The 19,538-nt window shown below is 62.1% G+C and carries 17 protein-coding genes; 13 read left to right on the plus strand and 4 right to left on the minus strand.

The window, feature by feature from the left end; translation table 11 throughout:
• Positions 1-11 precede the first annotated feature (11 nt).
• Positions 12-1,172 carry an acyl-CoA dehydrogenase family protein gene (locus BUB23_RS11115; RefSeq protein WP_073103195.1) on the minus strand — a complete coding sequence of 387 codons (1,161 nt, stop codon included), beginning with the start codon at positions 1,170-1,172 and terminating at the stop codon, positions 12-14.
• A gap of 117 nt (positions 1,173-1,289) precedes the next feature.
• Here BUB23_RS11115 and BUB23_RS11120 point away from each other — a divergent pair, with 117 nt between their 5' ends.
• From BUB23_RS11120 to ntrC, 6 genes are all read left to right on the plus strand, one after another.
• Positions 1,290-2,204 carry a LysR family transcriptional regulator gene (locus tag BUB23_RS11120; protein ID WP_073103196.1) on the plus strand — a complete coding sequence of 305 codons (915 nt, stop codon included), beginning with the start codon at positions 1,290-1,292 and terminating at the stop codon, positions 2,202-2,204.
• Positions 2,197-2,814, plus strand: a complete 618-nt coding sequence (gene rdgB / locus BUB23_RS11125; RefSeq protein ID WP_143160954.1) for an RdgB/HAM1 family non-canonical purine NTP pyrophosphatase — start codon at positions 2,197-2,199, stop codon at positions 2,812-2,814. The genes BUB23_RS11120 and rdgB overlap by 8 nt, the downstream gene beginning before the upstream one ends.
• A 54-nt stretch (positions 2,815-2,868) precedes the next feature.
• On the plus strand, positions 2,869-4,074 hold the full coding sequence (gene hemW, locus BUB23_RS11130) for a radical SAM family heme chaperone HemW (RefSeq protein WP_245801247.1): 1,206 nt from the start codon (positions 2,869-2,871) through the stop codon (positions 4,072-4,074).
• A gap of 185 nt (positions 4,075-4,259) precedes the next feature.
• Positions 4,260-5,672, plus strand: coding sequence for a type I glutamate--ammonia ligase (gene glnA, locus BUB23_RS11135; RefSeq protein ID WP_073103198.1), 1,413 nt, complete (start codon positions 4,260-4,262; stop codon positions 5,670-5,672).
• A 117-nt stretch (positions 5,673-5,789) separates the two neighbouring features.
• Positions 5,790-6,833, plus strand: a complete 1,044-nt coding sequence (gene glnL, locus BUB23_RS11140; RefSeq protein WP_073103199.1) for a nitrogen regulation protein NR(II) — start codon at positions 5,790-5,792, stop codon at positions 6,831-6,833.
• Positions 6,834-6,835: 2 nt separating this feature from the next.
• Positions 6,836-8,353 carry a nitrogen regulation protein NR(I) gene (ntrC, locus tag BUB23_RS11145; RefSeq protein ID WP_073103200.1) on the plus strand — a complete coding sequence of 506 codons (1,518 nt, stop codon included), beginning with the start codon at positions 6,836-6,838 and terminating at the stop codon, positions 8,351-8,353.
• A gap of 48 nt (positions 8,354-8,401) precedes the next feature.
• On the opposite strand, the gene BUB23_RS11150 is transcribed toward ntrC, so the two are convergent.
• From BUB23_RS11150 to BUB23_RS11160, 3 genes are all read right to left on the minus strand, one after another.
• Positions 8,402-9,184: an ABC transporter ATP-binding protein gene (locus BUB23_RS11150; protein ID WP_073103201.1), complete on the minus strand. Its 783-nt coding sequence runs from the start codon at positions 9,182-9,184 to the stop codon at positions 8,402-8,404.
• Between the two features lies 1 nt (position 9,185).
• Positions 9,186-10,796, minus strand: coding sequence for an ABC transporter permease (locus BUB23_RS11155; protein WP_084135992.1), 1,611 nt, complete (start codon positions 10,794-10,796; stop codon positions 9,186-9,188).
• Positions 10,797-10,926: 130 nt separating this feature from the next.
• The gene (locus BUB23_RS11160) at positions 10,927-11,931 is read right to left on the minus strand and encodes a Fe(3+) ABC transporter substrate-binding protein (protein ID WP_245801248.1); all 1,005 of its coding nucleotides are present in this window, start codon (positions 11,929-11,931) and stop codon (positions 10,927-10,929) included.
• Positions 11,932-12,364: 433 nt separating this feature from the next.
• On the opposite strand from BUB23_RS11160, the gene BUB23_RS11165 reads away from it, so the two are divergent.
• The 7 genes from BUB23_RS11165 to BUB23_RS11195 all read left to right on the plus strand — a co-directional run bounded on the left by BUB23_RS11165 (position 12,365) and on the right by BUB23_RS11195 (position 19,031).
• The gene (locus BUB23_RS11165; RefSeq protein ID WP_073103204.1) at positions 12,365-13,141 is read left to right on the plus strand and encodes a ferredoxin--NADP reductase; all 777 of its coding nucleotides are present in this window, start codon (positions 12,365-12,367) and stop codon (positions 13,139-13,141) included.
• Positions 13,142-13,231: 90 nt separating this feature from the next.
• Positions 13,232-13,618, plus strand: a complete 387-nt coding sequence (locus BUB23_RS11170; protein ID WP_073103205.1) for a Rid family detoxifying hydrolase — start codon at positions 13,232-13,234, stop codon at positions 13,616-13,618.
• Positions 13,619-13,630: 12 nt separating this feature from the next.
• The gene (gene recG, locus BUB23_RS11175) at positions 13,631-15,727 is read left to right on the plus strand and encodes an ATP-dependent DNA helicase RecG (protein WP_084135969.1); all 2,097 of its coding nucleotides are present in this window, start codon (positions 13,631-13,633) and stop codon (positions 15,725-15,727) included.
• A 31-nt stretch (positions 15,728-15,758) separates the two neighbouring features.
• A complete protein-coding gene (locus BUB23_RS11180; RefSeq protein ID WP_073103207.1) occupies positions 15,759-16,715 on the plus strand; it encodes a LysR substrate-binding domain-containing protein in 957 nt (318 codons plus the stop codon).
• A gap of 134 nt (positions 16,716-16,849) precedes the next feature.
• On the plus strand, positions 16,850-17,332 hold the full coding sequence (locus tag BUB23_RS11185) for a Dps family protein (RefSeq protein WP_073103208.1): 483 nt from the start codon (positions 16,850-16,852) through the stop codon (positions 17,330-17,332).
• A 172-nt stretch (positions 17,333-17,504) separates the two neighbouring features.
• Positions 17,505-17,774, plus strand: a complete 270-nt coding sequence (locus BUB23_RS11190; protein WP_143160955.1) for a DUF4351 domain-containing protein — start codon at positions 17,505-17,507, stop codon at positions 17,772-17,774.
• A gap of 132 nt (positions 17,775-17,906) precedes the next feature.
• A complete protein-coding gene (locus tag BUB23_RS11195) occupies positions 17,907-19,031 on the plus strand; it encodes a branched-chain amino acid ABC transporter substrate-binding protein (protein WP_073103210.1) in 1,125 nt (374 codons plus the stop codon).
• Positions 19,032-19,538: the final 507 nt, after the last annotated feature.

Here is a 19,538-nt window from a genome sequence, read left to right on the forward strand (position 1 = left end):
GGTGGCCAGGTTCAGAATGAGCGGGGCAGGCCCAGCACATGTTCGGCGACGTAGGAAAGAATCAGGTTGGTGGAGATGGGCGCGACCTGGTACAGGCGGGTCTCGCGGAATTTGCGCTCGATATCGTATTCGTTGGCAAAGCCGAAGCCGCCATGGAACTGCAGGCAGGCGTTGGCGGCTTCCCACGACGCGTCGGCCGCCAGCAGCTTGGCCATATTGGCCTGGGCGCCGCAGGGCTGATGGGCGTCGTACAGCCGGCAGGCCTCGTAGCGCATCAGGCTTGCGGCTTCGACATTGATATGCGCGCGGGCGATGGGAAACTGCACGCCCTGGTTTTGCCCGATAGGGCGGTTGAAGACGATGCGTTCCTTTACATAGGCCGAAACCTTGTCGATGAACCAGTGGCCGTCGCCTATGCATTCGGCGGCGATCAGCGTGCGCTCGGCGTTCAGGCCATCCAGGATATACTTGAAACCCTTGCCTTCTTCGCCGATGAGGTTTTCGGCGGGGATTTCCAGGTTGTCGAAAAACAGCTCATTGGTTTCATGGTTGACCATGTTCAGTATGGGGCGCACTTCCATGCCCTTGCCTATGGCCTGATGCAGGTCGACGATAAAAATCGACATGCCTTCGGATTTCTTCTTGACCTCCTCCAGGGGCGTGGTGCGGGCCAGCAGAATCATCAGGTCGGAATGCTGGATGCGCGATATCCATACCTTTTGCCCATTGATGACGTAGCGGTCGCCGCGCTTGACCGCCGTGGTCTTGATCTTGGTGGTATCGGTGCCTGTCGTGGGTTCGGTCACGCCCATGGACTGCAGGCGCAGTTCGCCGCTGGCGATGCGCGGCAGGTAGCGCTGCTTCTGCTCGGCGGAGCCGTGGCGCAGCAGGGTGCCCATGTTGTACATTTGGCCGTGGCATACGCCTGAATTGCCGCCGCTGCGGTTGATTTCCTCCATGATGACCGACGCTTCGGTCAGGCTCAGGCCGGAACCGCCGTATTCGTCGGGTATCAGGGCGGCCAGCCAGCCGGCCTCGGTCAAGGTATTGACGAATTCTTCGGGATAGCCGCGTTCGTTGTCGATCTTGCGGAAGTATTCAGGCGGGAACTGCGAACAGAGATCGCGGATGGCGTCGCGGATTTCCTGGAATGGCTGGGGGGATTGCTGCATGGTGTATGGGCGTCCGGTTTCATTACAATGCCTGCTACTTTGCCTTAATGCGGACCGCTTGCCAATTATTGCTTGCTTAAGCGGGGGTTTGCCAATTTTGAAGAGAAATATCCATACATGGCGATGCACTTTGATTTGACCGACATGCAGTTGATGGTCAACGTTGCCGGCGCCCACAGCATGACCAAGGGAGCCGAGCGTTCTTTCCTGTCGCTGCCGGCCGCCAGCAACCGCGTCAAGAATCTCGAGAAACACTTGGGGACGGCGCTTTTCTATCGCAACAGCCAGGGCGTGACGCTGACGCCCTCGGGCGAGGCCTTTGTGCGCCATGCCCGCGTGGTGCTGCGCCAGCTGGAACACCTGCGCGGCGATATTCAAGAATATGCCAGCGGCGTCAAAGGCAGGGTGAGGGTATACGCCAATACGACGGCCATGAATGAATTCATGCCGGCCATATTGGCCAATTACCTGGCCGGGCATCCCGATGTGAACGTCGAATTGCGCGAGCGCCTCAGCTACCTGGTCGTCAAGGCGGTCGCCGATGGCACGGCCGATATCGGCATTACCGCGCAGGCCGGCGGCGGCGAGAGTATCGAGTTCCTGCCTTACAGGACCGACCGCCTGGTGCTGGTGACGCACCAGGATCATGTGCTGGCGCAGCAGTCCGCCGTGGACTTCGACCAGACCCTGGGCTACGACTACGTGGGCTTGTCCGAGGCCAGCGCCATCCATGCCTTCTTGCTGCAGGCGGCCGACGATCTGGGCCGGGTGTTGCGCTTTCGCGTCGAGATCGGCAATTTCGAAGCCGCCTGCCGCATGATCGCCGCGCAGGTGGGAATCGGCGTGATCCCCGAATCCGCCGCTCGCCGCTATGTGAAAGATCTACCCCTGAAAATTATTTCCCTCAACGACGAGTGGGCTTTGCGGCGCCTGCACATTTGCGTCAGGCAGTTCGACCGGCTTCCCGTATTTGCCAAGGAGCTGGTTTCTTTACTGGTCAAAGATGGTTCGAAGGAGCATGGCGATGTCTAAAGTGGTTCTGGCCTCCAACAATGCGGGCAAGCTGAAGGAGTTTTCGGCCATCCTGGCGCAGGCGGACATTGCCATGGTTGCGCAGGGCGAACTGGGCGTGCCCGAGGCGCAGGAGCCATTCGCCACTTTTGTCGAAAACGCGCTGCTCAAGGCGCGGCATGCGAGCCGGATCACCGGGCTGCCCGCGCTGGCCGACGATTCGGGCTTATGCGTGGCGGCACTCGACGGCGCCCCGGGGGTGTATTCGGCGCGTTTCGCCCTGCTGGCCGGCGGCGAGAAATCCGATGCCGCCAATAACCGCCATCTGCTGCGGCAGCTTGCCGCCAGCCAGGATCGATCCGCCTGCTATGTCGCCGTGCTGGTGTATCTGCGCTCGGCCGACGACCCCATGCCCATCATCGCGCAGGGCCTGTGGCAGGGCGAAATCATAGACGTCCCGCGCGGATCCAACGGGTTCGGCTATGATCCGCATTTTTATGTGCCGGCCCTGGGTAAAACCGTGGCCGAGCTCGACCCGGCCATAAAGAATCGCTGCAGCCATCGCGCCCAGGCCTTGAAAACGCTGCTGCACGCCTTGCGCCGGCAGACTGCGGCCATAGCCCCGAATTAAGCCATAGCCCCGAATCAATTTACCGAGACCCAGGTGCATCCTACCTTCTCCATCGTGCCCGAAGCAAAGACCAGAAAACCCGGCGTCATCCCGCGCGTGGGCAGCAAGTCCGTGCTTACCAGCCTGCCGCCGCTGTCGCTGTATGTCCATGTGCCATGGTGCGTACGTAAATGCCCTTATTGCGACTTCAATTCCCACGAGCTCAAGAATGAAATACCCGAGCAGGAGTACCTGGCGGCCTTGCAGGCCGATCTCGAACAGGCGCTTCCTTTGGTATGGGGGCGCCAGGTGGTATCCATCTTCATAGGCGGGGGCACTCCCAGCCTGCTTTCGGCCCGGGCCATGGACGCCATGCTGGCGATGTTTCGCGCCTGTCTGAATGTCCTGCCCGATGCTGAAGTCACCATGGAGGCCAACCCCGGCACGGTAGAGGCGGCGCGCTTCGCCGATTACGCCGCCAGCGGCGTGAACCGCATTTCGCTGGGTGTGCAAAGCTTCGATGACCAGGCACTCAAAGCCCTGGGGCGCATCCACGACGGGCGCCAGGCCTGTGACGCGATCGAGATCGCGCAACGCTCGGTGGCGCGCGTCAATCTCGATCTGATGTATGCCTTGCCCGGGCAATCCATAGACGCCTGCGCCGAGGACCTGCGCCAGGCTATGTCGTTCCAGACCGGCCACTTGTCCCTGTACCACCTGACGCTGGAACCCAATACCGTCTTCGCCAAATATCCTCCGGCGGTGCCGGACGATGACACCAGCGCCGCCATGCAGGACCTCATTACGCAAGCCACCGGCGCCGGCGGCTGGGAACAGTACGAAGTCTCGGCCTATGCCCGGGCCGGGCAGCGCTGCCTGCACAACCTGAATTATTGGGAGTTCGGCGATTACCTGGGCATAGGCCCGGGCGCCCACGGGAAGCTGTCCTTCCACGACAAGATCATGCGGCAGGCCAAATTGAAGCATCCCGCGTCCTGGATGGAAAAGGCCGTGCGCCGCGACGGCAGCCATGTTGCCGAAGAGCGCGTCATCGCGCCCGAAGAACTGGGTTTTGAATTCATGCTCAATGCGCTGCGCCTGAAAGCCGGCGTTGCGGCGGGCAGTTTCCCCGAGCGCACGGGCCTGTCCGTGCTGGCCATTACGCCTGCCGTCAAGCGGGCGGTGGCCAGGGGCCTGCTCGACCCTTATCCCTCGCGCTTCCAGGCGACCGACTTGGGCTGGCGTTTTTTGAATGACTTGCAAGCGGAATTCCTGGAATAGCCGGCCGCGCCCGGATTCTTGCACTACAATCTGCACCAATAAGGGGCAATCCGCCCCATTATGGTGATATCTCGCGGCTCCGCCTCGGCCTGTGCGCTGTTATGGCCCTTAAAACCTGGCACGTGCTTTGCGTATAGCTGTATGTCCCATCATTATTTTTCGAATCCATTGGTTCAGGAGCCTCTATGTCCAGCCCGGAAGAAGTTGTAAAGTTAATTGCAGACCGTGAAGTTGCCTTTGTGGATTTCCGCTTTACCGACACGCTTGGTAAAGAGCATCACCTGACTGTTCCAGGCCACCTCGTGGATGAGGAAAAACTGGAAACAGGCGTCGCCTTCGATGGCTCGTCCATCGCCGGCTGGAAGGGCATCGAAGCTTCCGACATGGTGCTGATCCCCGATTCCAGCACTGCGCATCTGGACCCCTTCCGCGAAGAGACCACCCTGATCCTGACCTGCGACGTGGTCGAGCCATCCGACCTCAAAGGCTACGACCGCGACCCCCGTTCGCTGGCCAAGCGCGCCGAAGCCTACCTGAAGTCCAGCGGCCTGGGCGATACGGCCTATTTTGGCCCTGAGCCCGAATTTTTCGTATTCGACGGCATCACCTGGAACGACGATATGTCGGGCTGCTTCGTCAAGATCAAATCCGACGAAGCCCCCTGGTCGCGCGGCCTGGACATGGACGGCGGCAATCAAGGCCACCGCCCCGGCGTGAAAGGCGGCTATGTGCCTGTGCCCCCCGTCGACGGCTTCCAGGACATGCGTTCGGAAATGTGCCTGCTGCTGGAACAGCAAGGCGTGCCGGTCGAAGTGCACCACCACGAAGTCGCGGGCCAGGGCCAGCTGGAAATCGGCACCAAGTTCAGCACATTGGTCCAGCGCGCCGACTGGAACCAGATCCTGAAATACACGGTCCACAATGTCGCGCATGTGTACGGCAAGACGGCGACTTTCATGCCCAAGCCCATCGTGGGCGACAATGGCTCGGGCATGCATGTGCACCAGTCCATCTGGAAAGACGGCCAGAACCTGTTCGCGGGCAATGGCTACGCGGGCCTGTCCGAATTCGCGCTGTACTACATAGGCGGCATCATCAAGCACGCCAAGGCGCTCAACGCCATCACCAATCCCGGCACCAATTCGTACAAGCGCCTGGTCCCGCATTTCGAAGCGCCGGTCAAGCTCGCCTATTCGGCGCGCAACCGCTCGGCCTCGATCCGCATTCCTTACGTCGGCAGCCCCAAGGGCCGCCGCGTCGAAGCGCGTTTCCCGGATCCGCTGGCCAACCCTTACCTGGCATTTTCGGCCCTGATGATGGCCGGCCTGGACGGCGTGCAGAACAAGATTCATCCGGGAGATCCCGCCGACAAGAATCTGTACGATCTGCCGCCCGAAGAAGACGCCAAGATCCCGACCGTTTGCGCGTCGCTCGAAGAGGCCGTCGCCGCGCTGGACCAGGATAGGGAATTCCTGACCCGCGGCGGTGTGTTCAGCAACGATATGCTGGATGCCTATATCGAACTGAAAATGGCCGAAATCACGCGCCTGCGCATGACTTCCCATCCGGTCGAGTTCGATATGTACTACAGCCTCTAGACAGCATTGCCCGCGAGGCGCCGTCCTGCCGGCGGCGCTTCAGGGGCGGGTTAGCGCAGCGCAACCCGGCGATGCATTGACGGCATTAATCCGACCTTCGGGTTGTAAAGGCGGATCATGGACGTAGCTAGTTACGACTTATTATCGACGGCCGTCTTGCTGCTGGGCGGCGACGGTTCGATCGAGCACGCCAACACGGCGGCAGAGGAATTGTTCGGTATATCGCGCAGGCAGCTGGTCGGCCTGGCGGCGCATCACCTGTTCGGCGCCGACGCGACATTGCAGGCGCGGTTTCCCGACGCGATAGCCGGCAAGTTCGGGATTTTGCGGCAGGATCTCGTGGTCGATCGTTCGGGCATCGCCGTGCCGGTCAGCCTGGCCATCGTGCCCCTGCACAAACAGCCTTGGGCGGCCCTGCTGGAAGTCCGCGTCATCGAGCACCATATCCTGATCGATCGGCATCAGCAGTTGAGCAAGGAGCTCGCCGCCCAGCGCGAGTCCCTGCGCAACCTGGCGCATGAGGTCAAGAACCCCTTGGGCGGCATACGCGGCGCCGCGCAATTGCTGGAGGCGGAGCTGGATTCGGACGCGCTGCATGAGTACACGCAGGTCATTATTGCCGAAGCGGACCGCCTGGCGGGCCTGGTCGATCGATTGATAGCGCCCCAGGGCGAAACCCTGCAAAAGGCGCGGTTCAATATTCACGAGATTTGCGAACGCGTCTATACCCTGGTTCGCGCCGAGTTCGGGCAAATCGACGTGCTGCGCGATTACGATGCGTCCGTGCCCGACCTGTACGGCGATTTTTCCAGGCTGTTGCAGGCCTACCTGAATATGGCGCGCAATGCCGCGCAGGCCTTGACCGAGGGCGCGCTGACCCAGACGCCGCGGCTTACGCTGCGCACCCGCATCGGCCGCCAGCTGTTGCTGGCGGCTCACCAGGCGAAGCTGGGCATTGTGGTTTCGGTCATCGATAACGGGCCGGGGATACCGACGGCCTTGCACGACAAGGTATTCCATCCGCTCGTGACGGGGCGGGCCAATGGCACCGGGCTGGGCCTGAGCCTGGCCCAGGAGTTCGTGCAACAACATGGCGGCATTATCGAATTCGATTCGCGCCAAGGTCATACCGAATTCCGGATGATCCTGCCTTTGGAGTAAATATGAAGCCGGTATGGATTATTGACGATGACCAGAGCATACGGTGGGTGCTGGAAAAAGCGCTCGCGCGGGTAGCCGTCCCGGCGCAAAGCTTTGCCAGCGCCAGCGAGGTGCTTGAAGCGTTCGAGGGCGGCATGCCATCGGTGCTGGTGACAGACATACGCATGCCGGGCCAGGACGGCCTGAGCCTTTTGCATCGCATCAAGCAGGAACATCCCGACTTGCCCGTCATCGTCATGACGGCCTTCACCGATCTGAACAGCACTGTGGCGGCCTTCCAGAAAGGCGCTTTTGATTACCTGCCCAAACCTTTCGACGTCAATGCGGCCGTCGCACTGATACAGCGGGCGGCCCAGACCGCGGCCAGCGACCCGCTGGCCGAGCGCGGCCCCATCCCCGCCAGCAACGAAGGCATCATGATGCAATCGTCATCGCCGGCGATGCAGGAAGTCTTTCGCGCTATCGGCCGCCTGGCGGCCTCCAGCGTAACGGTTTTGATCACGGGGGAATCGGGCACAGGCAAGGAACTCATCGCCAAGGCTTTGCACACGCACAGCAACCGCGCGGATGGCCCTTTTATCGCCTTGAACGCCGCGGCCATCCCCAAGGACCTGCTCGAGGCGGAACTGTTCGGCCATGAGCGCGGGGCTTTCACCGGCGCCACGCAACAGCGCCGCGGCCGCTTCGAAGAAGCGCGCAACGGCACCTTGTTTCTCGATGAAATCGGCGATATGCCCTTCGAATTGCAGACCCGCCTGCTGCGCGTGCTGGCGGAGGGCAGCTTTTACCGGGTGGGCGGATCACAAGCCATCAATGCCGACGTGCGCATCGTGGCGGCGACCCACCAGCCGCTGGAGCAGCGCGTGGCGGAAGGGCGCTTCCGCGAGGATCTGTTTCATCGCCTCAATGTGATCCGCTTGCGGCTTCCACCTTTGCGCGAGCGCAAGGAAGATATTCCCGCGCTGGTGCAGCTGTTCATGCAGAACAGCGCCCGCGACCTGGGCGTGCCGGTGCGCCGCCTGGCGCCGCAAGCCCTGCAGGTCATGACGGCATTCGACTACCCGGGCAACATCCGCCAGCTCGAGAATTTTTGCCAATGGCTGACGGTCATGTCGTCGAGCCAGGTCATCGAGGCCAAGGACCTGCCGCCCGAGGTGTTCGGCCTGGGGCGCGGCGCCGACTCGCAGCCGGCCTACGATGAGCACGCCAACGCCGATGCCGGCGCGGGCGCCGCCGCCCGCAAGGAGGCGTTCGGCGCCATCGGCTCGCATGACGCGCCGTTCGCGCCCGAGGTTTCGTGGGTGTCGCTGCTGGGCCGCGAGGCGCAAGCCAGGCTGGCCCGCAACGAGCCGGCGATCATGGCGACCTTTACGCGCGACTTCGAGCGCGTATTGCTGGAAACCGCCCTGCAGTACAGCCGCGGCCGCCGCATGGAAGCGGCGCAGCGGCTGGGCATAGGCCGCAATACGCTCACCCGCAAATGCAGCGAACTGGGCTTGAACGACGACGCGGGCGACTAGCCGGCCGCGCTTTCAGGGCGGCATCCCCGCCGCCCGGAGGTCCCGGCGTCAGCTCGCCTCGCCCCGCAGATAGGCCTGCGCGCGCTGCGCCATCAGGGCTTCGCGCTTGACGAAGTCGGCCACGCAGGCGCTGGCTGGATTGTTATGCAAACCGTAGGGGCTGTCCCATTGGGCGATGGCTCCGTCTTGCATCACGCCGATGCGATCGGCGATGGCAAAGGCTTCCGCCTGATTGTGGGTAACCAGGATGGCGGTGTGGCCGGTTTTCTTCAGGATGTCGCGCACCTCGAAGGCCAGGCGCTCCCGGGTATCGACATCGAGGTTGGAAAAAGGCTCGTCGAGCAGCAGCAGCTCGGGTTCGGGCGCGAGCGCGCGCGCGAGCGCGACGCGCTGCTGCTGGCCGCCGGACAGTTCATGCGGATACCGCCGGCCGGACGCCTCCAGGCCGACCAATGACAGCAGTTCGCCGATACGCGCCTTGCGCCGCGGCTTGCTCCAGCGGCGCAGGCCGAAGGCGATGTTTTTTTCCACATTCAGATGCGGAAACAGCGCATAGTCCTGAAACATCATGCCCACATGCCTGTGTTCCGGTTCCACCTGGTGCCCGGGCGCCGACAGCTGCGTGTCGCCCAGCCAGATAGCCCCCGCGCGCAGCGGTTCGAAGCCGGCTATGGCGCGCAGCACGGTGGTCTTGCCGCAACCGGAGGCGCCCAGCAGGCAGCCTATATGGCCCTGCTCCAGGTCCAGGGACAGATGGTCCACCACGGGCACCACGCCGTCGGGGGTGTCGTATGCCAGCGAAATATGATCGAGCTTGAGTAATTGCGACATGTCAGTGCGCCGATTTGAATTGAGTGCGCGCCAGCAGGATGACTGGCAGCAAGCCTGCGAGAACGATGGCCAGCGCCGCGACGGACCCTTCTTCATAAGTCCCGCGGGCGGCTTCGGCATAGAGCCATGTGGCCAGGGTGTCGAAATTCACCGGCCGCAACAGCAGGGTGGCCGGAAGTTCTTTCATGGCGTCCACGAAGATCAGCAGGGCCGCCGCGCCCAATGCCGGGCGCAGCAGCGGCAGGTGAATGCGCCGCAAGGCGCCGCCCGGGGTTTCGCCCAGCAAGCGCGCGGCTTGCTCCATGGACGGCGGAATGCGCGCCAGGCCGGATTCGATGCCGCCTATGGATATGGCCAGGAAGCGGATGACGTAGGCGCACACCAATGCCGTCGTGCTGCCCATCAGCAGCAAACCGGGCTCCGGGTTGCCCAGCAGGCGCCAGAGCCAGGACGCCAGCCCGTCGACGAGCACGATGGGGCTCAGCAAACCTATCGCCAGCACCGTTCCCGGAACCGCGTATCCGCAGGTGGCCACGCGGGCGCCCAATTTTGCCAGGGTGAAGGGCGCGCCATGCCGAAGCGAGCGCGCCGCCCAGGCGATGACCAGTCCGCAAGCCAGCGTGGCTATCGTCGCCAGCAGCGCCACTTTTACGGTGTTGTAGCCGCTGAGCAATAACTGGTCGGACACGGCGCCCACGCTATTGAAATGCTTGATGGTTTCGTTGAGCAGATACAGGGCGGGCGCGACGAAGCCGACAAGAACCGGAATCCAGCCCAGCGCAAAGGCGATCGCGGCCGCCCGGCCCCTGAGCTTTCTGGGCTGGACGGGCCTTGCCCGCTGCGTGCTGGCATAGCGCTGGCGCCGCCGGCCATGCCGTTCGACCAGGATCAGCACCGCCACGATGGACAGCATGGCGAGCGCAATCTGGGCCGCCCCGGCGAGGTCCGAGCGCGTGACCCAGGTGGTGTAGACCGACACGGTCAGCGTCTGCACGCCCAGGAATTCCGAGGCGCCTATATCGTTGAGGGTTTCCAGCAAGGCCAGGCTTACGCCCACGGCAATGGCCGGGCGCGCCATCGGCAACGCCACCCGGAAAAACGTGCCGCGGCCCGACTCGCCCAGCACCCGGGCGGCTTCGAGCAGGCTGGCCGCCTGCGTCGCGAACATGACGCGCGTGCTCAGGTATACATAGGGATAAAGCACGAAGCCCAGCAGGAATACCGCCCCGGGCAAAGACCGCAAGTCGGGCAGGCGGAATTGGCGCGGGCTGTCGTAGCCCAGGATGTCGCGCAGCAAAGTCTGCACGGGCCCTATGGGATGCAGGATATCCAGGTAGGCAAACGCGACGATATAGGTCGGCACGGCGAGCGGCAGCAGCAGGGCCCATGACAATATCCGGCGGGAGGGAAACTGGAAGGCGGTGATCAGCCATGCGCTGCCCACGCCCAGGCAGCTTACCAGGATGCCCACGCCCAGCAGCAGCAGCGCCGTGTTGCGCAAGGCCGTGGGCAGCACGTAGGACAGCAGGTGCGACCAGTGCTGCGCCGATCCCTGTAGCGCGAACCAGGACAAGGCGACGACAGGAGCGAGCACGCACAAGGCGATCGCCATGGCGCCAGCCCGCCAGCCCAGGCCAGCCTCACATGAAAAAAAACGGCGCAAATACAACGGCGGGTATTCCTGCAAAAGTCGAGAAAACGCGGGCACGACGGCCCGCGTTGATCGGGGAAAGGCCGGCCGTTCAGTCGTTGAATCCAACTTTATCTACCAGTTCGCTGGCTTGCTTGCGGTGCTTGGCGATTTCGGCAAGGGGCAGGGGATCGACGACCAGGGTGCCGAAACTGGCCACGACGGGGTCGAGCTTGACTCCCGCCTTGACCGGATATTCGTAGTTGGCATTGGCATACAGGCTTTGCGCCTTGTCGGACACCAGGTACTCGAGCAGCTTGATGGCGTCGGCTTTGTTCGGCGCGTGCCTGGCAACGGCCGCGCCGGAAATATTGACATGGGTGCCGCGGCTGTTTTCGTTGGCGAAAGTCGGGCGCACCACTTTGATGGAGTCGCCCCATTTGCGGGCGTCAGTGCCCGGTTCGGCGTTCTTCATCTGGCCCACATAATAGGCGTTGGCGATGCCGATATCGCAGATCCCGCCCAGGATGTCGCGCGCCACATCGCGGTCGCCGCCGGCCGCCTTGCGCCCGAGGTTGTTCTTGACATTGCGCAGCCACGCTTCGGTGGCTGGCGCGCCGTCGTGGGCGATCATGGCGGCGATAAGGGCGGTGTTGTAGGGATGCTGGCCGGAGCGTATGCAGACCTTGCCCTTCCACTTGGGATCGGCGAAGGCTTCATAGGTAATGGCGTTGACATCGAGGTCTTTGGCCACATAGGCTACGCGATCGCGCAGGGAAAGGGCGTACCACTGATTGTCCGCGCCACGCAAATTGGCGGGTATGGTTTCGTTCAGGATCTTGGATTCGATGGGCTGGGTGATGCCGGCGTCGACCAGATCCAGCAAATTGCCGATGTCTACCGTCATGAGCACGTCGGCCGGGGATTTGGCGCCTTCGGCCTTGACCCGTTCGATCAGCCCGTCCTTGACGAAAACGGTATTGACCTTCACCCCGCTGTCCTTGGTGAACTCGTCGAGCAGGGGTTGTATCAGCTTGGGCTCGCGCGTCGTGTACAGGCTGACATCGGCTGCGGCCGTTGCGGAAACGGCCGATAAGGCGGTTAGGCCGGCGAGCATGAATGGCCGGAACAAGGGCCGTGGCTCTCGGTTTGAGCGCATTGGAGTTCTCCTGAAGGAAAGGGTGGAAATGGCGTGCGTGATGAGAACCCGGCGCATGAACGCCTGAATGGAAATGATTCTCATATGGATACCTGAAAAATACCTGAAAGATAGCAGACTATGGCTAACTATTCAATGTGCACGATGGCCGCCCGGATATGCCCCTGTCTTTATTGAGGTTTATTTGATCCATCTTAAACTGGCCGCTCTTTACCCTTGGGGCCGGCCTTGATTTCCGCCGCGCCGGCCGTAATATCCTTGATGAGCGTCAGGCTTTCAGGCAGCGGCTTGTCCGTCAGGCTAAAATCGGGCATTTCCGCGCCGCAAGGCCCCAGCATCCGCGATGCTCGTTATCTTCCCCCGCCGCGGGCAACCCACTTGATACAGACACATGGCAGCCTTTAATACAGAGCAGGTTCTGAACGTTCGTCACTGGAATGACACCTTGTTTTCTTTTACCACCACCCGCGATCCCGCCTTGCGTTTCCACAATGGCCATTTCGTGATGCTGGGGCTGGAAGTCAACGGCAAGCCGCTGATGCGCGCTTACAGCATCGCCAGCGCCAACTACGAGGAAAACCTGGAATTCCTCAGCATCAAGGTCCAGGACGGCCCGCTCACCTCGCGCCTGCAGCACCTGAAGGAAGGCGACACGGTGCTGGTCAGCAAAAAGCCCGTCGGCACCCTGGTGGTGGACGACCTGAAGCCGGGCAAACATCTTTATCTGTTCGCCACCGGCACCGGCCTGGCCCCGTTCATGAGCATCATCAAAGACCCGGATGTCTATGAGCGCTTCGAAAAAGTCATATTGCTGCATGGCGTGCGCTTCAAAAGCGAACTGGCCTATTCCGACTATATCCAGAACGAGCTGCCCAACAACGAATTCTTCGGCGACGTCGTTCGCGAAAAACTGATCTACTACCCGACGGTCACGCGCGAGCCTTTCCGCAATCAGGGGCGCATCACCGACATGGTCGAAAGCGGCAAGCTTTTCGCCGATATCGGCCTGCCGCCGCTCAACCCCGAAACCGACCGCGCCATGCTCTGCGGCAGTCCGCACATGCTCGCCGATATCAGCGCCATGCTCGACAAGCGGGGCTTCGTGGTGTCCGGCGGGGTGGGGCAGCCCGGCGACTACGTGATCGAACGGGCGTTTGTGGAAAAATAGTGGCGCCAGCCGTATGGGGGGCTTGTTAATTCAAGCTATAGATGATTACACTCTGATAGTTGTTTTATTGACTTTACAGAGACTACATCTATGGCCAAGCAAATTATTCATACTGATACGGCTCCCGCTGCAGTCGGCCCTTATTCCCAGGCAGTGGCGGCCGGGCCCGGAAAAACGGTGTATTTATCCGGCCAGATCGGCCTCGAGCCCGGCACCGGCGAGCTGGTCTCGGAGAATTTCGAAGGCCAGGTGCGGCAGTCTTTCGCCAATATGCAGGCGGTGATCGAAGCCGCCGGCGGTACGCTGGAACACATAGTCAAGCTTACCCTGTTCCTGACGGACCTCAGCAAGTTCGCCAGCGCCAACGCCATCATGGCCGACATCATTCCCCAGCCTTTTCCTGCGCGTTCCACGATAGGCGTCGCCAGTCTGCCCAAGGGGGCGCAGTTCGAGGTTGAAGCAGTCATCGTCATTTAAGCAGGCGCCCGGGTGGTTGCTGTGACGGCTACTGGCGGCAAGGCGCGCGGGCCTGCGCGGCAGCAGCCTGCGGCCAAGTCCGGCTCGCTGATCGAACGCAAATTGCTGCATCTGGGTTTGCGCGATCCCTCCGATTTCGTCGTGCATCTGCCCATACGCTATGAAGACGAAACGCAGGTAAGGCCTATTTTGTCGGTGTATCCCGGCGCGCCGGCGCAGGTCGAGGGCGAGGTGATACGCAGCGAGGTCCAGTTCCGGCCGCGCCGCCAGCTGCATGCGGTCATTGACGACGGCACCGGCCAGTTGGCCTTGCGCTGGCTGAATTTTTATCCCAGCCAGCAAAAGCAGGTGGCCGAGGGCAAGCGCGTGCGCGTGCGGGGCGAGGTGCGCAGCGGCTTTGGCGGCTACGAGATGGTGCATCCCAGGGTGACGGTGGCCGGCGCGGCATTGCCCGACGCGCTCACGCCGGTGTATCCCACCACCGATGGCCTGTCGCAGGCCAGCTTGCGCAAGGCGATAGATCAGGCGCTGGGGGTGGCCGATCTGTCGGATACCCTGCCGCAAGAAATCTGCGAACGCTATGGCCTGATTCCCTTTGCCGAAGCGATCCGTGTATTGCACCACCCGCCGCCCAATGTCTCGTATAACCAGCTGATCGAGCGCGGGCATCCGGCCTGGACGCGCATCAAGTTCGATGAATTGCTGGCCCAGCAATTGTCGCTGGCCGCGGCGCGGGCGGCGCGCCGCCGGCAACGCGCGCGCCCGCTCGCCGGCGACCGGGGCGATCTGGTGCAGGCCTTGCTGCGCCGCTTGCCCTTTACGCTGACGGCGGCGCAGGAACGCGTGATAGGCGAGATTTCCCGCGACCTGTCCCGTTCCTTCCCCATGCACCGCCTGCTGCAGGGCGATGTGGGCAGCGGCAAGACCATCGTGGCGGCATTCGCCGCAGCCCAGGCGATCTCGAGCAAAAGCCAGGTCGCCATCATGGCGCCCACCGAACTCCTTGCCGAACAGCATTTCCAGAAGCTGGTCGGCTGGCTGGAGCCGCTGGGCATAACGGTGGCCTGGCTCACCGGCAGCCTTGCCGCCAAGGCGCGCAAGGCTGCCGGCGAGGCCATCGAGTCAGGCCGCGCCCAACTGGTCATAGGCACGCAGGCGCTGATCCAGGACAAGGTCAGTTTCGCCAATCTGGGTCTGGTCATACTCGACGAGCAGCACCGGTTTGGCGTGGGACAGCGCCTGGAGTTGAGCCGCAAAGGAGAGGACTCCGAGGGCAGCCTGGCCATGCTTCCGCACCAGTTGAGCATGAGCGCGACGCCGATACCGCGCACCCTGGCCATGTCGTTTTTCGCGGACCTCGACGTATCGGTAATCGATGAGCTGCCTCCGGGACGCCGCCCGGTGCTGACCAAGCTCGTCGCCGATACGCGGCGCGACGAGGTGCTGGGCCACGTGGTTGCCGAAGTCAGGCAAGGGCGCCAGGCATATTGGGTATGCCCGCTGGTCGAAGAAAGCGAGGCCTTGCAGCTGCAGACGGCGGTGGACACCCATGCCAGGCTGGTTCTGGCGCTGCCCGATATGCACGTAGGCCTGATCCATGGCCGCCTGCCCACCGCCGCCAAGCAGCAGGTGATGCAGGATTTCCGCGACGGCGCGGTCGACCTCCTGGTCGCGACGACGGTGATCGAGGTCGGAGTGGACGTGCCCAATGCGTCCCTGATGATTATCGAACACGCCGAGCGCTTCGGCCTGGCGCAGCTGCACCAGCTGCGCGGCCGGGTGGGGCGCGGCAGCCGGCAATCGGTGTGTGTGCTGATGTACCAGGCGCCCTTGTCGGCGGTGGCGCGCCAGCGCCTGCGCGCCATGTACGAGACGGCCGACGGCTTCGAAATCGCCCGCCGCGACCTGGAGCAGCGCGGGCCCGGGGAATTCCTGGGGGTGCGCCAGTCCGGCCAGGAATTATTGCGTTTTGCCAGTATCGAGACCGACGCCATGATCGTCGAGCAGGCGCAAGAGGCCGCGCGGGATTTGCGCGACCGCTATCCCGAACACGCGCGCGCCCATCTGCAACGATGGATGCGCGGCAAACAGGACTTTCTGCGCAGCTAGCGCGGGCCTACTTTTTAATGCGAGATACGTGATGACCTTGACCGAATTGAAATACATCGTGGCTGTGGCGCGCGAAAGGCACTTTGGCCGGGCCGCCGAAGCCTGTTTTGTCAGCCAGCCCACCTTGTCGGTGGCCATACGCAAGCTCGAGGACGAGCTGGGCGTGGTGTTGTTCGAGCGCGGCGGCACGGAAGTCGGGATTACGCCGATAGGCTTGCGCGTGGTCGCGCAGGCGCAGCGCGTGCTGGAAGAGGGCGCCAACCTGCGCGAGATCGCGCGCCAGGGGCATGACCCGCTGGCCGGCCCGCTGCGGGTGGGAGTCATCCATACCATAGGCCCTTATCTGCTGCCGCGGCTGGTGCCCACGCAGATCGCCGCCACGCCGCAAATGCCGCTGCTTCTGCAGGAAAATTTCACGGCCCGCCTGCTCGAACTCCTGCGCCAGGGCGAAATCGATTGCGCCATCGTCGCCTTGCCTCTGCCGGAATCGGGCTTGATGGTGCATCCCTTATACGACGAGCCTTTCGTGGTCGCCGTGCCCAAGCACCACCCCTGGACCCGGCTCAAGGAAATCGACGCCGCCGAGCTGAAGAATGAAACCATGCTGTTGCTTGGCACAGGGCACTGCTTCCGCGACCAGGTGCTTGAAGTCTGCCCGGAATTGTCGAGATTCTCGGCATCCAGCGAGGGCATCCAGCGCACGTTCGAAGGCTCTTCGCTAGAGACAATACGGCACATGGTCGCGGCGGGCATAGGCGTGACGGTGCTGCCCACCAGCGCCTTGTCCATGCCCGGCCTGGAAAACAATCTGCTGGCCTATATCCCGTTCAAGAAGCCCGTTCCGGACCGGCGCGTCGTGCTGATCTGGCGCAAGAGCTTCCCGCGGCCCAGCGCCATAGACGCCCTGGTCAGCGCCATACGCGATTGCGATCTGCCCGGCGTGAACTATCTCGACAATGCAAGCGCGGCGGTGCTGGCCGAGGCATGAATAAAGGCATGGCAAGCGCGGCGGCGGCCGATTTGTCACAATGGCGTGGTATCCTTTAGCAAGCAGATTCAATCAAAGACTATCCGGAGGTCTATATGGCAAAAGCGGCTAAGTTGGATAACAAGACAGCAAAAATGAGCGATAAAGGTTTGCCCATCGATATCGGCATTTCCGACAAGGACAGGTCCACGGTAGCGACCGAGCTTTCCAAGATGCTGGCCGATTCCTATACGCTATATTTGATGACGCACAATTTCCACTGGAATGTCACGGGGCCGCTGTTCAATACGCTGCACCAGATGTTCATGACGCAGTACACCGAAGAATGGCAGGCGCTCGATTTGATCGCCGAACGCATCCGCGCCCTGGGCCACTATGCCCCTGGCACTTATGCGCAATACGCCGAACTTTCCTCGATCACCGAACCGGCCTCGGTGCCCAGCGCCGAAGAAATGATCCAGTTGCTGGTCAAGGGCAATGAGGCCGTCGCCAAGACCGCCCGCGCCGCCTTCAAGAAGGCCGACGGCGTCGACGATCAGCCTACGGCCGATTTGCTGACCCAGCGCCTCGACATCCACGAAAAAAACGCCTGGATGCTGCGCAGCCTGCTGCAGTAACAGTCCCGTATTCCAAGCCAGGCACAGGACAGTCCGCAGGGACTGTCCTGTGCCTGGCGAATCCGGGCGGCATGAATGATTTTTCCGTCCGCCCGGACAAGTTTGCCTAATCGCCACGCCTACCGGTTTGTTCTGGATTGCCTGCCTATTGCACAACCTGGATGAGGCCGCCATGAACGAAATCACCTACCCGCCCGTCAAAGAAGCCCTGAAGCACCTGGAAACCCTGTATTCCGACGAAGAGCTGCGCCTGATGGCCGAACGCCGCGAACAGGCCCTGGTCGATTTCGAAGACAAGCTGGACTATGCGTGGCACGAGGGCGAGCAGAAAGGCCAGGCGCAACTGCTGGCACGCCTGCTAGAACGCAAGTTCGGCCGCGTGCCGCTGCATTATCAAAGCCGGCTATCGCAAGCCAGCTCTGATGAACTACAAAACTGGTAGCTGAACGCGCTGGATGCCCAGCGCATCGAAGATGTATTCGCGTCCTAAAACCATAGAGAAAACCCTGTGGGCAACGGCTCCCCGCGCCCGGCCTTTCGGTGTATGCTTTGCTGCGTACATTAGGAGGCCTTCATGAAAATTCGTTTTACTCCCATAGCGGCCGCCATTGGCCTGGCTGCCGGCATGCTCATGTCTTCGGGCGCGACGGCCGCCGATACGATCAAGATCGCTGTCGCCGGCCCTTTCACCGGTCCGGTGACCCAATACGGCGCCATGGTCAAGGAAGGCGTGGACACCGCCATCGAGCAGATCAACGCCGCGGGCGGCGTGCTCGGCAAGAAGCTCGAGGCGGTTTCCATTGACGACGGCTGCGAGCCCAAGCAGGGCCCCGTCGTGGCCAACCGTGTCGTCAATGACGAGATTCACTACGTGGTCGGGCATGTCTGCTCGGGCGCCACGATAGCCGCGACCAATATCTATAACAGCGAAGGCGTAGTCATGGTGACTCCGTCGGCGACTTCGCCCGCGGTTACGGATGGCAAGAACTACGACATGATTTTCCGCACGATAGGGCGCGACGATCAGCAGGGTCCGGCGGCGGCCAAGTTCATCATAGAAAAGATCAAGCCTAAAAATGTGGCGATCCTGCACGACAAGCAGTCGTATGGCCAGGGCATTGCCAACTCGGTCAAAACCGAGCTGGAAAAGGCGGGCATCAAGGTGGCCCTGTTCGAAGGCATCAACGCCGGCGATAGCGATTATTCAGCGGTCATCACCAAGCTGAAAACTTCAGAGGCGGATTTCGTATATTACGGCGGCTATCATCCCGAAATGGGTTTGCTGCTGCGCCAGGGGGCCGAGCAAGGCCTGAAGGCGAAGTTCATGGGGCCTGAAGGGGTAGGCAATCCGGACATCAATGCGATCGCCGGCGCTTCGGTCGAGGGCATGCTGGTGACCTTGCCGGCGGACTTTACGAAGGATGCGGCCAATGCCGCGATTGTGAAGGCGTTCAAGGACAAGAAACGCGATCCGGGCGGGGCTTTCCAGCTGACGGCTTATTCGGCGCTGAAAGCCATTGCCGATGGCATCAAGGGCGCCGGCGCGGATGATCCGGCCAAGGTCGCGGCGTATCTGCACGCCAATACCATCGATACTCCTATCGGCAAAGTTTCCTGGAACAAGCAGGGCGATCTCAACAATTTCAAGTTCGATGTCTTCACCTGGCATAAAGACGGGTCGAAAACGGTTTATAAATAGGCGCTGGCGCTGTTGCTCAAGGGCTCCCGCGCGGAGCCCTTTGTCATGGGATCAAAGAAATCAATCGGGCCAGGAAATCGAATCAAAGAAATTCCATCGATATGGAATCGTCTTATGCGAGCCATAGCCGGATGATTCTGTGATGTATTAAATCGTTGAGCCTATCATCGGCCAAATACGACACCATACTGGCCCCAATGCCCAAGCGGGCCGGCTGGCGGCCCGCGCAGGGCGAGCGCGCAAGCTCTTTCTTTCCAGATCAAGCCGTAGCGAGAATGCCAAGCACGCCGTCCGTCCCGGCGCGGATACAAAACCTACGATGCAGTCGTTGGCGCGGTGGTGGAAGGTAGCGGTCCGTCCGGGGCCGAGCGAGCCGATAGTGAAGGGAGCGCGAAGGCGCGGACGAACACAAGGCGAGGCGGGGTCCGCCGCGCTGGGCGGCGGACCAGGCAACGCGGACCGCTACCTTCCACCACCGCGGCAGCGGCGTGTAAAGAACACTTCCAC

The organism is Pollutimonas bauzanensis, assembly GCF_900129885.1.
Classification (GTDB): Bacteria; Pseudomonadota; Gammaproteobacteria; order Burkholderiales; family Burkholderiaceae_B; genus Pollutimonas; species Pollutimonas bauzanensis.

Excerpts from the sequence above, each read along its gene's own strand:
- BUB23_RS11160 (WP_245801248.1), bottom strand. The coding sequence starts at position 11,931 with ATGCTCGCCGGCCTAACCGCCTTATCGGCCGTTTCCGCAACGGCCGCA.
- glnA (WP_073103198.1), top strand. The coding sequence starts at position 4,260 with ATGTCCAGCCCGGAAGAAGTTGTAAAGTTAATTGCAGACCGTGAAGTT.
- BUB23_RS11120 (WP_073103196.1), top strand. The coding sequence starts at position 1,290 with ATGGCGATGCACTTTGATTTGACCGACATGCAGTTGATGGTCAACGTT.
- BUB23_RS11155 (WP_084135992.1), bottom strand. The coding sequence starts at position 10,796 with ATGGCGATCGCCTTGTGCGTGCTCGCTCCTGTCGTCGCCTTGTCCTGG.
- BUB23_RS11180 (WP_073103207.1), top strand. The coding sequence starts at position 15,759 with ATGACCTTGACCGAATTGAAATACATCGTGGCTGTGGCGCGCGAAAGG.
- ntrC (WP_073103200.1), top strand. The coding sequence starts at position 6,836 with ATGAAGCCGGTATGGATTATTGACGATGACCAGAGCATACGGTGGGTG.
- BUB23_RS11165 (WP_073103204.1), top strand. The coding sequence starts at position 12,365 with ATGGCAGCCTTTAATACAGAGCAGGTTCTGAACGTTCGTCACTGGAAT.
- BUB23_RS11185 (WP_073103208.1), top strand. The coding sequence starts at position 16,850 with ATGAGCGATAAAGGTTTGCCCATCGATATCGGCATTTCCGACAAGGAC.
- glnL (WP_073103199.1), top strand. The coding sequence starts at position 5,790 with ATGGACGTAGCTAGTTACGACTTATTATCGACGGCCGTCTTGCTGCTG.
- BUB23_RS11190 (WP_143160955.1), top strand. The coding sequence starts at position 17,505 with ATGAACGAAATCACCTACCCGCCCGTCAAAGAAGCCCTGAAGCACCTG.
- BUB23_RS11195 (WP_073103210.1), top strand. The coding sequence starts at position 17,907 with ATGAAAATTCGTTTTACTCCCATAGCGGCCGCCATTGGCCTGGCTGCC.
- BUB23_RS11170 (WP_073103205.1), top strand. The coding sequence starts at position 13,232 with ATGGCCAAGCAAATTATTCATACTGATACGGCTCCCGCTGCAGTCGGC.
- rdgB (WP_143160954.1), top strand. The coding sequence starts at position 2,197 with ATGTCTAAAGTGGTTCTGGCCTCCAACAATGCGGGCAAGCTGAAGGAG.
- BUB23_RS11150 (WP_073103201.1), bottom strand. The coding sequence starts at position 9,184 with ATGTCGCAATTACTCAAGCTCGATCATATTTCGCTGGCATACGACACC.
- BUB23_RS11115 (WP_073103195.1), bottom strand. The coding sequence starts at position 1,172 with ATGCAGCAATCCCCCCAGCCATTCCAGGAAATCCGCGACGCCATCCGC.